Genomic DNA, 15,719 nt, shown 5'->3' with positions numbered 1-15,719 from the left:
CGTACGATGACGTGACACGAACGTGCTCCTCAGAAGATCGAAAGGTCGAGCGGGGCGCCGGTGAACCGCTCGCCCAGCGCCTCGGCGCTGGACACCCCCCGCGGTGGATGGAAGGCCAGCGCCCGGGAGGCGGAGACCAGATACGCCGCCTCCGGTCCGGTGACGAAGGCGAGCCCGCCGAGCAGCTTGGCGATCCGGGCGCACAGATCGGGCAGCCGCTCCTCCACGTACAGCCGCGCCAGCAGCGCCTCGGTCATCGCCGTCCCGGCGGCGACGCCCGAGTCGAAGGTGGCCGCCGCGCGCTCGCAGGCGCTGCGGCACACGAACAGCTCGGCGGCGAGTTCGCCCAGCGTGCGGCGGTCCACCCGGGGGGCGCTCGCCGCCCGGTCGAACAGCGACTGGGCGGTGCCCAGATAGGTGCCGCAGGCCAGCACCTCGAACCAGGTCCAGGCGCGCACCTGGAGCTCGTCCATGCCCCGCTCGGGACGGCCGCCGGGGATCACCATCGCCGCAGGGATGTGCACCTGGTCGAGGACGACCTCCTCGCTCTCCGCCGCGACGAGGACCGGGCTGTGCCAGAACGGGCGTACGCCGACGCCCTCGATGGCGGCCGGGATGACGGCCAGCGCGACCGTACCGTCCTGCTCGTCGTCGGAGCGCACCAGGACGCTGCTGGTGAGGATGTCCATGGACCGGGCCAGACTGCACGGCTTCTTCGAGCCGTTGAGGACGTAGCCGCCGTCCTCCTGGCGGGTGGCGGTGGTACGCGGCACCAGCGCGTCCGAGCCCCGGCGGGCCTCGGAGGAGGCCGAGGCGAGGAGGTGGTCGCGCTGCGCCACCGACGCCAGCAGCGCCCACTGGGGGGCGTCGTCGCCGACGTGGACGCGCAGATACTCCACGAAGGAGACCACCGCGAGGTGGTGCATCATCGTGCCCACGCCCAGCGAGGGGGAGAGCGTCGCCAGCGCCGACTGGACCCGCAGGGCGTCACGGCAGTTCAGCCCGTGGCCGCCGTGGCGCGCGGGGATCAGCAGTCCCGGCCCCTTCGCCTTGCGGAACAGGTCCAGGACCGGACTGCCCTCGCCCTCCAGCTCCATCAGCCCGATGCCCTCGAGCTGTGTCACCAGACCCGGCAGCAGAGCGTCCGTGAAGGCCGCGTCGGCCTCCGTGAAGGCGCTCATGCGCCGTCGCTGTTCACTCATCGCCGTACTCCTCGCTGTGCGCGGTGACCGCCGCCGGGGCCGGGGTGACCGGATGGTCCGCCGGACGGTCGTGGTGTGGTGGGTTCGTCGCGGCCGGGGCGGCCTTCGCCCCGGGGCCGCCGGATGCCGTGCCGAGTGCCTGCTCCACCCACTGGGTGAGGGCCAGCGGGGTGTTGTGCGTCCCGAAGACCTGGACGGGGACGGTCAGCCCGAGGGCGTCCCGCAGCCGCCGGCGCAGATCGACCGTGGTGAGCGAGTCGAGTCCCAGCTCGGTGAAGCTGTGGTGGCGGCGCTCGTCGGCGTCGGCCGGGCTCAGATGCAGCACCTGGGAGACCGCCGTCAGCACCGCCCTGTCCGGGCGGGGGGCCGCCGGAGCCGGCACGTCCTCGACCGGAGCCGCCTCGACCGCCGGGGCCGGGGCCGGGGTGGTCGGGACGGGCACGGCGGGTACGCCGGGGCTGATCCAGAACCGGCGGTGCGCGAACGGCGTCGGCGGGAGGTCGGCCGGTTCGGCGACCGGTCCGCCGAAGGTGTCCGCCGTCCAGCCGACCGGCACCCCCCGGGTCCAGGCCAGCGCGACCGAGGAGAGGAAGTCGCGGTGGGAGCCGTGGTCGCGCCGCAGACTGCCCAGCACGACCGTCTCCGCGCCGTCCGCCAGCCCGTCCAGGGTGGCCGTGATCGGCGAGGTCAGCACCTCGTGCGGGCTGATCTCGACGAACGCGGTCCGCCGCGAGCCGGCCAGCGCCGCCACCGAACGGGCGAAGTGGACCTCGCCCCGGAGGTTCTCGTACCAGTAGGCGGCGTCCAGTTCGGCTCCGGAGAGCCGGGCCGCCCGGGTGGTCGAGAAGAACGGGATACGCGCCTCGCGCGGGGAGATCCCGGCGAGGGCGGCCGTCAGCTCGGCCTCGACGGGCTCGACCATGGGGGAGTGGGAGGCGTAGTCCACGGCCACCGTGGCCGTGCGCACCCCCGCCGCCGTCAGCCGGGCGACGAGCGCCCGTACGGCGTCCACCGGACCCGAGACCACCGTGCTGCCGGGGCCGTTGACGGCCGCGACCGCCACCCCGCGCTCGTTCGCCGGAGCCTTCGCCAGCTCCTCGCGCGCCACCGGCCCGTCGAGACCGACGACCGCCATGGCACCGCTGCCCGAGAGCCGGGACAGCAGCCTCGCCCGGACCGCGACCACACGGGCCGCGTCCGGGAGATCGAGCGCCCCCGCCGCGCAGGCGGCGGCCACCTCGCCCTGCGAGTGCCCCATCACCAGGTCCGGGACCACGCCCGCGGCGCGCCACAGATCCGCCAGACCGACCATCGTCACGAACAGCGACACCTGGATCGCTTCGAGGCCCCTGGCCCGTTCGCTGTCGTCCGCGCCGCTCAGCAGGTCGGGAATGGAGAAGTCGACATACGGCGCGAAGGCCTCGGTGCTCGCGGCGACGCTGTCGGCGAACACCCGCGACTCGCGCAGCAGCCGCCGCCCCATCCCGGCCCACTGGGAGCCCTGGCCGGGGAAGACGAACGCCACGGCGCAGTCCCCGCGCACCTCCCCGAACGCCACATGCTCCGCGCTCTCCGCGCGCCGGGCGGCGTCCAGCCCGGCGAGCAGCCCGGCCCGGTCGGCCGCGACGACGGACGCGCGGTGCGGCAGCGAAGCCCTCCCGGTCGCGAGCGTCAGCGCGGCTGCCGCGAGCGGACGCCCCGCCGTGCCGGAGTCCTCGGCGAGAGCCGTCCGTACCCGCGCCAGCTGGGCGCGCAGGGTGGCGCGGTCACCGGCCGACACGACGAACGGCAGAGCGGGGGAATCCGCCGGTACGGAGGCGTCCTCGGCCTCCGGGCCCGGCTCCTCGATCAGCAGATGCGCGTTGGTGCCGCTCATGCCGAACGAGGAGACGGCCGCCCGGCGCACCCGCGCCCCGCGCGGCCACGCCACCGGCTCCTCCATCAGCCGTACGCTCTCGGGCCACTCGACCTTCGGCGTCGGGCTGTCCGCGTACCGGGTCGCCGGCAGCCGCTCCCCGTGCAGGGAGGCCACCATCGCGATCAGACCGCCGACCCCGGCCGCGGCCTGGGTGTGCCCGATGACCGACTTGAGCGAGCGGAGCAGCACCGGCGCGGCGGCGCGGTCCCGCGCCCCGTAGGTGTCGATGACGGCCTGCGCCTCCACGGAGTCGCCGAGCACCGTGCCGGTGCCGTGCGCCTCCACCACGTCCACGTCCTCGGCGCGGAGACCGGCGTCGGCCAGCGCCCGCGCGATCACCCGGCGCTGGGCGGTGCCGCTGGGGGCGGTCAGCCCGTTGCTCGCGCCGTCCTGGTTGACGGCGCTGCCCCGGACGGTCGCCAGGACCCGCAGCCCCCGGCGGCGCGCCTCGGAACGGCGCGCCACCACGACGACTCCCGCGCCCTCGCTCCACACGGTCCCGTCGGCCGAGGCGGAGAACGCCCGGCAGCGGCCGTCGGCGGAGAGCCCGCCCAGACGCTGGAACTCCTGGAACATCTTCGGCGTCGACATCACCGTCACCCCGCCGGCCAGCGCCAGTTCGCACTCGCCGCGCAGGATGGAGGCGGCGGCCAGATGGACGGCGACCAGCGAGGAGGAGCAGGCGGTGTCCACGGTCAGCGCGGGCCCGGTGAGCCCCAGCTGATAGGCGACCCGGCCGGAGAGGACCGCGTTCGAGGCACCGGTCAGCTCATGTCCGCCCAGGTCGTCGCCGGCCTCCCGGGCTGCCGTCGCGTAGTCCCCGGCCATGGCCCCGAGGAAGACCCCGACGTCCTGCCCGTGGAGCGACTTGGGGTCGCACCCGGACCGCTCCAGCGCCTCCCAGCACAGCTCCAGGGCGATCCGCTGCTGCGGGTCCATCGCACGGGCCTCCCGGGGGGAGATCCCGAAGTGGGCCGCGTCGAACCCGGCGACGTCCGCCAGGAATCCGCCGTACCGGGGGAAGGGGCCGGACACCGCCCAGGCGGGACCGCGGTCCTCGGGGAATCCCCCGAGCGCCTCCCGGTCGGACAGCGCCAGCTCCCACAGCTCCTCGGGGGAGGACACCCCGCCCGGATAGCGGCAGGCCATGGCGGCGATCACGACCGGATCGCCGTCGGCCGCGCCCTGTGCCGCGGGTGCCGACGCCACCGACGGCGACTCCGGTGCGGGCACGGGCCCGGCCAGCCGGGCCGCGAGGGCGGCCGGGGTCGGGTGGTCGTAGACGAGGGAGCCGGGCAGCTCCCGCCCGGTGCGCGCGGAGAGTTCGGCGCGGAGCTCCAGCCCGAGCAGTGAGGTCATGCCGAGGTCGGAGAGGGTGTCCGTCGCGTTCACGGAGTGCGCGGGGCGTATGCCCAGCACCTCCGCGACGGTGGCGAGGACGAGTCCCAGGACATCGCCGCCGGGCGTCGCCGGAGCGACGGGAGCGGGAGACGGGGCCGGAGCCGAAGTCGGGGCGGGGACGGCGGCGGGGACGGGCGCGGTGTGCCCGCCCGGCCAGTACCGCCGGCCGGTGAACCGATGCGTCGGCAGCGCCGCCCACGGGCCGTCGCCGAGCCCGGGCAGCCGCGCCCAGTCCACGTCGTGCCCCTGGACGTGCGCGAGCACCAGCGCGTCGAGGAACGCCCCGTACGCGCCGGAGCCGTCCCCGAGCAGCGAATCGGCCGCCGGGACACCGCTGTCGGGGGTCCGGACGGTGGCGCGCGCCATCGCGGTCAGGGTCGCGCCGGGGCCCAGTTCGAGGAAGAGCGAGGTGCCGGAGTCGGCCAGCCGCTCCAGGCAGTCGCCGAAGCGGACGGTGCCCCGGACGTGGTCCACCCAGTAGTCGGCGGTGCGCAGCTCCCCGCCGACGGCGGGAGCACCGCTCACATTGGAGAGCACCGGTACGGTCGGGCGGCCGTGGCCGATGCCCGCCGCGACGGCGCGGAACCGTTCCAGCACCGGGTCCATGTGGGCCGAGTGGAAGGCGTGGGAGACCTTGAGCACCCTGGTGCGGTGACCGAGGTCGCCCAGCGCCCGGGCGCAGGCCAGCGTCGCCGCGCGGTCGCCCGAGAGCACGGTGCCCGCGGGCCCGTTCACCGCGGCGATCCCGGTCCCCGGGTGGCCGGCGGCCACCGCGCGGACCGTCTCCTCGGACGCCTCCACCGCCACCATCACCCCGCCGGGGTCGGCCTGGGACATCGCCGCGCTCCGCGCGAGGACGAGCCGCACCGCGTCGGGCAGCGTCAGGATGTCCGCCGCGTGCGCCGCCGCGAGTTCGCCCACCGAGTGGCCGAGGAGGGCGTCGGGGACGACGCCCAGCTCCGTCACGGTCCGGTGGAGGGCGGTGCCCAGGGCGAACAGCGCGATCTGGGTGTGCCGGGTGGCGTGCACCGGGGCCGAGGCCGGGTCGCCCTCGGGCGCCGGGTCGAACACGATCCGGTGCAGGGGGAGTTCCATCAGGGGATCGGCGACGGCCGCGACCGCGTCGAAGTGCCGCGCGAAGGAGGGGAGACGGCGGTACAGCTCCGCCCCTGCCCCGGGCCGCTGGCTGCCCTGCCCCGGGAAGAGGAAGGCGGTGCGTGCCCGCGCTCCCACGCCGTGCCGGACCGCCCGGTCCCGGCCGCCCTCCGCGACGGTACGCAGCCGCTCGCGCAGCTCGTCCGCGCCGCGCACGGTGAAACCGGCCCGCACCGGCAGCCGGGCCCGCCGGGTGGCGAGCGTACGGGCGACCGCCGGCGGGCCGTCCGCACGGCCGTCGTCCGTCGCGGTCGCGGCCCACTCCTCCAGCGCCGCGGCGCTCAGCCGCAGCGACTCCTCGCTCCCGGCGGACAGCACCACGGGGACGGGGACGAGCTCCCCGTCCTCCGTCCGGGGCGCGTCCGCCGCTCCGGACGGAGCGCCCGTGTACCGGCCGAGCACCACATGGCAGTTGGTGCCGCCCATGCCCACCGAGCCGACGCCCACCGCGCTGCCCTCGCGCAGCGGGACCGCCCGCGCCGGGACCTCGATGCCCGCCGCCGCGAGGCGGCGCGCCGTCGCCCCGCCCCGGTGGCCGGCCGTGCCGGGCACGAGGCCGTGCTCGGCGACCAGCACCGCCTTGACCAGTCCGAGCAGACCGGCCGCGCCCTCCAGATGGCCCGCGGTCGTCTTGACCGAGCCCACCAGGAGCCGCGCCGGGCCGCCCGCGCCCGCACTCCCGCCACCGCTCCCGCTCTCGCCGAACACCCGCAGCAGGGCCTCGGCCTCCACCCGGTCGCCGACCGGGGTCCCGGTGCCGTGGAGTTCCACGTACCCGAGCCCGTCCGGCTCCACCGAAGCGGCCCGGCACGCCCGCAGGAGCGCCCGCGCCTGTCCGTCGGCGGTGGGGACGACCAGCGGCTCCCCGCTCCCGCCGTGGGTGACGGCGGTGCCCCGGAGCACCGCGTGGACACGGTCCCCCGCCCGTACGGCGTCGGCCAGCGGGCGCAGCACGACCGCCGCGCCGCCCTCGCCGCGGACATAGCCGTCCGCGTCGTCGTCGAACAGGGTGGCCGTCCCGGAGGGGGACTGCCCGCCGAAGGAGGCGGTCGCCGTGGCCGCCTCGGTGGAGAGGTTCAGATTGACCCCGACCACCAGCGCGGCCGAACAGTCGCCCGCCCGCAGTGCGAGCACCGCCTGATGGACGGCGACCAGCGACGAGGACTGGCCCGTGTCCACGACCACGCTCGGCCCGCGCAGTCCGAAGGAGTGGCTGATCCGGTTCGCCATGACCGACGGCGACCAGCCCGCCAGGGACGACGGCCCGATCGGACCCAGCCGTCCCGCGGCGTGCTCCATCGCCCAGTCCGCGCCCATCGAGCCGACGAACACACCGAACTCGGTGTCGCGCGGGGCCCGGGGAATCTCCCCGGCGTCCTCCAGGGCGGCCCAGCCCAGCTCCAGCGCCCAGCGCTGGTGCGGGTCCATCGTCGTCGCCTCACGTTCCGTCACTCCGAACAGCTCGGCGTCAAAACGCGCCACGTCGTCCAGGTACGAGCCCCGGACGGACCGCTCCAGCAGTCCGGCCGGGACGGCACGCGGGTCGAACCGGCCGTCCGGCGCCCGCCCGTCGGCGCGGCGGCCGTCCAGCAGCAGCCGCCACAGCTCCCCGGGCGACCCCGCGCCCGGCACCCGGCAGGCCAGCCCCACGACGGCGATCTCGCCCCGGGTGTCCCACTCGCTCATGCCTCACCGCCGCCGAGGGCCGCTGTGGAGACCGCGGCCCGGACCGGTCCGCCGAACGCGTCGCCCGCCGACGCGGACTCCGGGTCCGGGTCCGTCGACACGGCCCGCACCCGGCGGGCCGCGCCCAGCACCCGGTCCGAGAGCAGCCCCAGCGAGCTGAGGTTGGCGAACCCGGGGCCCTGCTCATACCCCGCGAGGGTCGGCAGCAGCAGCCGGGGGGCGACCCCTTCGAGGCCGAGGTCCTCGCCGATCCGCCGCTCCAGCGACCGCACCCCGTCGGTGGCGTCGCCGACCGCGCGCTGGACCGCCTTGCGGGCCACCGTGCCGAACAGCTCCAGGAACCAGTCGGGGCGTGCCCCGGTGGCGTCGATGACGACGTCGAACCGCAGCACGCGGTCGGCGCGGCCGGGGTTGCTCAGCACCAGCTCGGTCTGGCCGCCGTCGCGCCGCAGGGACACCACGGTGCCCTGCCGGTGCTCCACCCGGGCGTCGGTGGTGATCGCCTCGATCGCGCGGGGCGAGAACACCCCCCGGTCGGTGCGCGAGATGACGTCCCGGCGGTCCTGCTCGGACAGCTCGCGCCAGCGCTCCGGCCGGGAGTACAGGGCGTTCTCGAAGTAGCCCTCGCCCCGGCTGTAGACCACCGGCTGCGGGCTGATCACGGTGGTGGAGCCCGCGTGCCCGTGCATCAGATACTCGGTGATCGCCGCGGCCGTCTCGCCGCCGCCGACCACCGCCACGCTCGGCTCGGGCGCGTCCGTGTCCAGGCCCCGCCGCCAGAAGTCCTCCACGCTGCGGGTGGCCTCGCCGGAGAGAAGACCGTCCTGGGGGCCCGGACCGCTGATCATCACCTGGTCCAGAAGGAGCACGGCCTCACCGCCGTCCACCCCTTCGACGGTGACCTCCCACTGGTCGCCGGAGATCTCCAGCGCGCACACCGTGCCGCTGACCAGGCAGAAGTCCATCCGGTCCGCCGCCCAGCGCAGATAGGCGGCCCAGGTGGAGTGGCGGGGGCTGGGCCGCCCGCTGTCCACCCAGGTGGCGTACTCGCCGCGCGAGACCAGGTACCCGGCCCAGCTGAACTGCTGCATCCGGGCGTTGACCTCGGCGGTCAGCGGGCCGTACGCGTCGGCGGCGTACGGGAACCCCAAATCCTTCTCGGGGCTGGTGGACAGCCGGGGACGGCCGTTGGTGCGACCGCCCACCGCCGTCCAGTTGGCCCCCACACCACGGGGTTCGACGACCACCACGCGCGGGACCTGAACGCCCAGTTCGCGCAGGACCTGACTCTTGGCGGCCGTCGCCAGCGCCTTCGGTCCGGCCCCGACGACACCGAGCAGACCGTTCGGGTCGCGGCGGCCGGTGCCGAAGCGACGGCTGGCTTCCTCCAGGGAGAGCGGCTCCATCGATTCAGTGCTCCAGGCTTCTGTCAGAAGGGGTTCGGACGGGAAGGGACACGGGCGCGGCGGCCCGTGCCGAGGGGCCGGGCCGGGGGCCCGGCCCGATCGGGGAACGCATCTCAGCCACGCCCCCAACTGCCCAGCAGGGCCTGAAGGGTCTCGGTGTCGAGGCCCGATGCCTCGGTCGCCGACACCGGCGCGTCGGCGGGCCGCGCCTCGGCGCGGGCCGCCTCGACGGCCGCCGCCCGGTCGCAGGCCGCGGCCAGCTCGGCCACGGTCGGGTGCTCGAACACCATCTGCGCGGTCAGCGGCAGCCCCCGGGACCTGGCCCGGCTGGCGAGCTGCACCGAGATGATGCTGTCGCCGCCCAGGGCGAAGAAACCGTCGGTGCGCCCGACCTCCTTGGCGTCCAGGACGTCCTCGAAGAGGGCGGCCACCGTCTCCTCGGTCTCGCCGAGCGGCGGCTCGTGCGCGCCGTCGGTGCGCACCTCGGGCTCCGGCAGCGCCGGCCGGTTCAGCTTCCCCGAACCGGTCAGCGGCATCGCGTCCAGCACCGTGATCACCGACGGGTGCAGATACGAGGGCAGTTCCCCGGCCAGCCGCCGCCGCACCGAGGCCACCACGGCGTCCCGGTCGGCCGTCGGATCGGCGAGCGTGATGTATCCGGCCAGCGTGGTGGAGCCGTGCACCTCATGAGTGCGGGCGGCAGCCGCGGCCACCTCGGGCGAGGAGCGCAGCGCCGTCTCGATCTCGCCGAGTTCGACCCGGATGCCCCGCAGTTTCACCTGGTGGTCGGTGCGCCCGCCGAACACCAGCCGTCCGTCCGCGCTCCACATCGCCCGGTCGCCCGTGCGGTAGAGCAGCTCTCCGGGACGGGAGGCGTACGGGTTGGGCAGGAAGCGCGTGGCGGTCAGCGCGGGCCGCCGCCAGTAGCCCCGGGCCACCTGGTGGCCCGCCGCGTACACCTCGCCGGGCACGCCCACGGGACAGAGATTGAGCCGGGCGTCGAGCACCAGCACCCGGGAGCCGTCGACGGGGGTGCCCAGGTGCAGGCCCTCCTCGTGCAGCCGGCCGCGCACCACTCCGCCGCTCAGCTCGGTGGCGCCGTAGTTGTTGATGATCTCGCTGTCGGGCGCGGCGGCGCGCAGCCGCTCCAGCAGCGCCTCGGTCATCGGCTCACCGCTGGTCACCCAGCGCGGCACCGAACGCACCGCCTCGGGCGACTCGGTGAGCAGGGCGTTGATCGCCGTGGGCACGGCGGTGACCTGCCCGATCGGGTTGCCCTCGATCAGCCGGACCAGACTGCCCACGTCACGGGCCTCCTGCTCGTCCGCGAGCAGCAGCTCGGCCCCCGCGATCAGACCCGCGAGGATCTCGCAGCCGCCGTCGTGGAAGCTGAGCCAGCCCTGGCACAGCCGCACGTCGGGCGAGGCGATCGGATAGCGCGCGGGCTGCCAGGTGAGCCGGGCCGCGTAGGCGCGGTGGGTGCCGATGACGCCCTTGGGGACCCCGGTGGAGCCCGAGGTGTAGAGGAAGTACGCGATGTTCTCGCCGCGCGCGCGGCGGGAGACCTCGGCGGGCAGCCGCTCGGCGGGCTGCGCGGCGAGCGCCGCGACCACGTCCGGGGCGTCGATCGTCACCCGGGGCGAGGCGGCCGAGTCGGGCAGCTCGACCGGGGCGTCCGAGCGGGTCACCACGGCGACCGGCGCCGCGTCCTCGATCATGAAGGCGAGCCGCTCGGCGGGCAGCCGCATGTCGAGCGGGAGATAGGCGGCTCCGGTCTTCACCACCGCGAGCAGCGCCACCACCATGTCCACCGACCGGGGCACGGCGATGGCCACGAACCGCTCCGGGCCCGCGCCGCGTTCGATCAGCAGCCGGGCGAGCCGGTCGCTGCGCTCGTGGAGCCGTCCGTAGTCGATGGTCTCGCCCGCGCAGTCGACCGCGGTCCGCAGCGCGGCCCCCGGTTCGCGGAGCAGGCTCCGGCTGCGCTCGATCAGCTCCGGGAGAGTCTCGGCCCGGTCGGCCGCCGCCCGCGGGCCGTGGCTCCACTCGTCGAGCACGAGCCGGCGCTCTTCCGGGGGGACCAGGTCGAGTTCGTGCAGCCGCTGCCCCGGGCGCTCGGCGAGGGCGGTCAGCACCAGGCCGAGACCCTCGGCGAGCCGGGTCACCGCGTCCTTGTCGTAGAGGTCGCGGCGGTAGATCATCTCGCCGTTCCAGCCGCCGGTGGCCGAGTCGGGCTCGAAGTTGACCGACAGGTCGTACTTGGCGGTCGCCGTGTACTGCGGGACCGGCCGCCACCGAAGGCCCTCGGTGCGCCGCTCCACCGACTCCTCGTCGCGCAGCTGGACCAGCACCTGGAAGAGCGGGCTGACGCTCAGCGAGCGTTCGACGCCGACCGCGTCCACGACCTGCTCGAAGGGGAGTTCGGCGTGCTCGTAGGCGTCCACCGCGCGCTCCCTGGCGCGGCCGACGACCTCCTCCAGCGTGGGATCGCCCGACAGGTCGTTGCGTACCACGAGAAGATTGACGAACAGGCCCACCACCTCGTCCAGCGCCTCGTCGGGCCGGTTGGCGACCGGGGTGCCGAGGGGGATGTCCTCGCCCGCTCCCCGGAGGCCGAGCAGCATGGCGACGGCGCTCTGCAAGACGATGAAGGGCGTCGCCCCGGTGCGCTCCGCCAGCCGCTCGACGGCGGTGCGCACCCGTGCGTCGAACGCGAGGGGGACGATCCCCCCGGCGCTGTCCGCCTGGGCCGGGCGGGCCCTGCCGAGCAGCACGGAGGTGTCCTGCGGCAGATCGGCGAGAGCGGTGCGCCAGAACGCGCGGAGCGCCTCCGGGTCCCGGTGGCCGGCCGTGTCCGGGGCGGTGCCCGCGAGCAGTTCGCCCTGCCGGACCGCGTAGTCGGCGTACCCGAAGGGCAGCGGCGGCAGCACGGGCTGTCCGTCCGTGCCCGCCCCGCCCCGGAGCGCCTCGTACGCCCGGGTCACGTCCGCCACGATCACACCGGCCGACACCTCGTCGCAGACGATGTGGTGGACCAGCAGCGACAGGACGTGCCGCTCGGGGCCGACGCGCAGCAGGGCGGCGCGGAAGGGGCGTTCGGCGGCGAGGTCGAAGGGGTGCTCGGCGGCTGCGGCGAGCGCGCCGGACACCTCGTCCTCGGCGAGGTCGGTGAGGGGCAGTTCCACCCCGTGGCCGGGGAGGACCCGCTGGTGGCTGACGCCGTCCCGGTCGGGGAAGACCGTCCGCAGGGACTCGTGCCGGCGCAGGACCTCCTCCAGCGCGCACCGGAGCAGCTCCGGGTCGAGCGGCCCGTCGATCCGCAGCGCGATGGGGACGTTGTAGGTGGTGCCGTCCTCCTCGATCCGGTCGACGAACCAGACGCGCTGCTGGGCGGGGGAGAGCGGCGGCTCGGCCGGCCGGGGGCCGTACACCGGCGCCCGGTGCGCCGGGGCGGGCGCGCTCGTCGCGACCAGCCGGGCCAGTGCGGCCGGGGTGGCGCGGGTGAAGGCGTCACGGACGCCGATGCGCACCCCGAGGTCGCGGCGGACGCGGGAGATGAGCCGCGTCAGCAGCAGGGAGTGGCCGCCGAGTTCGAAGAAGGAGGTGTCCGCGCCGATCCGCCGGCCGCCGACCGACGGCGTGCCGTCGATCTCGGCGACGGTGCTCGCGGGGCTCTGTCCGGGGGTGTCCGCGCCATGGGTGAGGAGTTCGGCGAAGAGCCGGGCGATCTGCCGCTCCGCGCCGTCCGCCACCGGCCGGAAGGCGGTGGACTCGTCGGCGGGGGCGTCGGGCAGCGCCCGGCGGTCGGTCTTGCCCGCCGGGGTCAGCGGCAGGGCGTCGAGGACGACGAAGGCGCTGGGCACCATGTGCGCGGGCAGTTCGGCGGCCAGGCGCGCCCTGACCCCCTCGGCGATTCCCGCGGCGTCCGGCTCCGTGCCGTCCGCGGGGGTGAGATAGGCGACCAGACGACGGCCCGTGCCCCCGTCCTCGCGGACCACGACCACGGCCTGTCCGACCAGGGGGTCGGCGCGGAGCGCGACCTCGATCTCGCCGGGCTCGACCCGGAAGCCGCGGATCTTGACCTGGTCGTCGGCGCGGCCGATGAACTCCAGCTCGCCGCCTTCGGTGAAGCGCGCCAGGTCGCCCGTGCGGTAGAGCCGGGCCCCCGGGGTCAGCGGGCTGGGCACGAAGCGCTCGGCGGTCAGGGCGGGGCGGCCGAGATAGCCGCGCGCCAGCGAGCTGCCCTCGATGTACAGCTCGCCCACCTCGCCGAGGGGGGCGATCCGCAGATCGGCGTCGAGGACGAGCGCCGTGTTGCCCCACTTCGGGGTGCCGATGGGGACGGTCCGGTGCCCCTGGTGGGCGGTCACGGCGTAGCCGGTGACGGACTGGGTGGTCTCGGTGGGCCCGTAGAAGTTGCCCAGGCCGAGCCGCCCGTTCGCACCGAAGCGCGTCCGCACCCGGTCCGCGAGGTCGCCGGGGAGGGCCTCGCCGCCGACGGGCAGCCAGCGCAGCGAGGGCAGCCGTGCCTCCGGCGCCGCGGTGGCCAGATAGTGCAGGAAGCTGGGGACGGCGTGGACGACGGTGGCGTCCAGCCCGGCGAGTTCGGCGAAGAGGGCGTCGAGGTCCCGCTCGACGTCGGGACTGGCCACGAGGACCTCGCCGCCGGCGGCCAGCGGTCCGAAGAGTTCGCCGACGGAGACGTCGAAGGCGGGCGAGGCGAGCTGGAGCCAGCGCACGTCCCGCAGTTCGTCATGGGTGGCGGCGAAGTGGGAGAGGAGCCACTCCAGATGGTCCCCGAGGGCCGCGTGGCTGGTGCCGACGCCCTTGGGGCGGCCGGTGGAGCCCGAGGTGTAGATGATGTACGCGAGGTTGTCCGGCCGCAGCGGGCGCACCCGGTCCCGGTCGGTGAGGTCGCCGCCCCCGGCGAGCGCGGAGACCTGCGCGTCGAAGGCGGCGGAGGTCACCACCGTACGGGGCACGGTGGTGGACGGCACCGAGGCGTCGGTCGCCGGGGAGGTGAAGAGAAGGCGCGGGCCGGCGTCGGCCAGCAGCCGGGTCAGCCGCTCCTCGGGGTGGGCGACGTCCAGCGGGAGGAGGACCGCGCCGGACTTCAGCACACCGAGGGCGACGGTCGCCGCGGCGAAGGAGCGCTCCAGCGCGGAGGCCACCACGTCCTCGGGGCCGATGCCCTGTGCGGCGATCCACCGGGCCACCGCGTTCGCCCGGTCGTTGACCTCGCCGTACGTCATGGTGCCCTCGCCGCCGCGCAGCGCGACCGCGTCCGGGTGCAGTGCCGCACGTCTCTCGAAGCGCTCCACCACACCGGGCGTCGGCGTGTCGAGCGGCGCGGCCGTGCCGTGGGCGAGGATCGTCCGGCGCTCCTCCGCGGTGACCAGGCTCTGGTCGCCGAGGGGCACATCGGGGTCGCTCAGCCCGGCGAGCAGGGTGCGCCGGGTCGACTCGACCAGCGAGCGGGCGGTCTGCTCGCCCACCGCCTCGGGGATGTGCTCGAAGCGGATCACCCAGCGGCCGTCGGACTCCTGACGGGCCATCACCGAGAGGGGGGCCTGCGCGATCCCGGTACGGGCGTCGAGGGACGCCGACCCGATTCCCGGGAGCCGCAGCCGCGGCCCGGCGCTCTCGATGCCGAAGCTGACCTCCACCGGCTGCACCCGGCCCGAGGCCCCGAGCAGCCGGATCGCCTCGTCGTACTCCAGGTCCTGGTGGTCCATCGCCTCCACGACGACCCGGCCCACCGAGCCGAGCGCGTCGCGGAAGGTGCGGCGCGGATCGGTGTCGAGGACGAGGAGGAGCACATTGCCGAAGTAGCCGAGCGTACGGGCGGTGTGTCCGCTGTCCCGCCGCAGCACCGGGGTGCTGATCAGGGACCGCCCACTGCCCGTGTGCCGGCGCAGCGCGGCGGCGAAGGAGGTGAGGAGGACGGTGAAGGGCGTGGTCCCGGCGGTGCGGGCGAGCGCGTCCAGCTCGGCGGAGCGCGCCGCGTCCAGCCGGACCTCGACCGCCTCGGCCTCGGCGGTCTGCTGGTCGGCCGCGGTGCGCCGGTCGAGCCCCGCCGCGCCCGAGGCACGGCTCAGGGTCTTCGCCCAGTGCCGGCGCAGGGAGGGCAGGGTGTCGCGGATCTCGCGCTCCACGGCCCGGGAGGCCTTCGGGTACGAGGTCGCCGGCGCGGGCCGGGCCCCCTGGTAGGCGGCGGCCAGGTCCTCGAAGAAGACCTCCCAGCAGGCGTCGTCCCAGGCGATGTGGTGCACCACCAGCAGCAGGACGTGCCGGTCGGGCCCCTCGGCGTACACGGTGACCCGCAGCGGATGGCCGGTCTCCAGGTCGAAGGGGGTGCGCAGGCCCTCCCGCACCAGGGCGTCGATGTCCGCGCCGCGGGCGTCGGCCTCGGTCAGCGCCACGGTGTCGGGCAGGTCGGGGATCGCGTGCAGCTCGCCGGAGTCGGTGAGCGCGTAGCGGGTGCGCAGGATCTCGTGGTGGGCGACGACCGCGCGCAGGGCGGCGGCGAGGGCGGGGAGGTCCAGCGGGCCGTCGAGGCGCAGTGCCGCGCCGACGTTGAGGGCCGCCCCCGTGGGGTCGCTCGCGTGCTGGAGCCACAGACGCTGCTGGGCCGTGCTGGTGCCGGTCGGCGCGCCGGGCTCGGCCGGCGCTTCCTGGGCGGGGGTTCCCTGCGGGGTCGCTCCCTCGCCGGCCCGGTCGGCCAGCCCGCTTGCGGCGATGCGTTTGCGCAGCGCCGCGAGCCGCCGTTCGTGATCGTCCTTGTCCCTGGCCGTGTTGCGCGTACCCACGTGCCCTCCCCTGTCAGTGACCGGCCGAGGCGGCCGGTCGTCATCGTTCGTCATCGTTCGTGCTCCGGGCGGTTCGCCGTGGTGCGCGGTGCGCCCCACCGCACCGGCCCGGTCCGGGAGCCGCCCGTTCCCGTCGGGCCCG

4 protein-coding genes are annotated in these 15,719 nt (G+C 75.6%); all 4 read right to left on the bottom strand.

What is annotated here, in order from left to right:
- Positions 1 to 29: 29 nt before the first annotated feature.
- Entirely contained in the window at positions 30 to 1,202 is a 1,173-nt protein-coding gene (locus ABD371_RS16350; protein WP_344477450.1) for an acyl-CoA dehydrogenase family protein, read from the bottom strand.
- Entirely contained in the window at positions 1,195 to 7,362 is a 6,168-nt protein-coding gene (locus ABD371_RS16345; protein WP_344477448.1) for a type I polyketide synthase, read from the bottom strand. The genes ABD371_RS16350 and ABD371_RS16345 overlap by 8 nt, the downstream gene beginning before the upstream one ends.
- A complete protein-coding gene (locus tag ABD371_RS16340) occupies positions 7,359 to 8,768 on the bottom strand; it encodes a SidA/IucD/PvdA family monooxygenase (RefSeq protein ID WP_344477446.1) in 1,410 nt (469 codons plus the stop codon). The genes ABD371_RS16345 and ABD371_RS16340 overlap by 4 nt, the downstream gene beginning before the upstream one ends.
- A gap of 113 nt (positions 8,769 to 8,881) precedes the next feature.
- Positions 8,882 to 15,577, bottom strand: coding sequence for an amino acid adenylation domain-containing protein (locus ABD371_RS16335; protein WP_344477443.1), 6,696 nt, complete (start codon positions 15,575 to 15,577; stop codon positions 8,882 to 8,884).
- Between the last annotated feature and the right edge of the window lie 142 nt (positions 15,578 to 15,719).

Origin of the sequence: Streptomyces amakusaensis (genome assembly GCF_039532665.1) — a bacterium.
GTDB lineage: Bacteria > Actinomycetota > Actinomycetes > Streptomycetales > Streptomycetaceae > Streptomyces > Streptomyces amakusaensis.
The sequence above is the reverse complement of the archived record's forward strand: the minus strand, read 5'-3'. Positions and strand labels throughout refer to the sequence as shown.

What these genes read in the sequence shown, in the direction of transcription:
- ABD371_RS16350 (WP_344477450.1), bottom strand. Translation starts at nt 1,202, where the DNA reads ATGAGTGAACAGCGACGGCGCATGAGCGCCTTCACGGAGGCCGACGCG.
- ABD371_RS16345 (WP_344477448.1), bottom strand. Translation starts at nt 7,362, where the DNA reads ATGAGCGAGTGGGACACCCGGGGCGAGATCGCCGTCGTGGGGCTGGCC.
- ABD371_RS16340 (WP_344477446.1), bottom strand. Translation starts at nt 8,768, where the DNA reads ATGGAGCCGCTCTCCCTGGAGGAAGCCAGCCGTCGCTTCGGCACCGGC.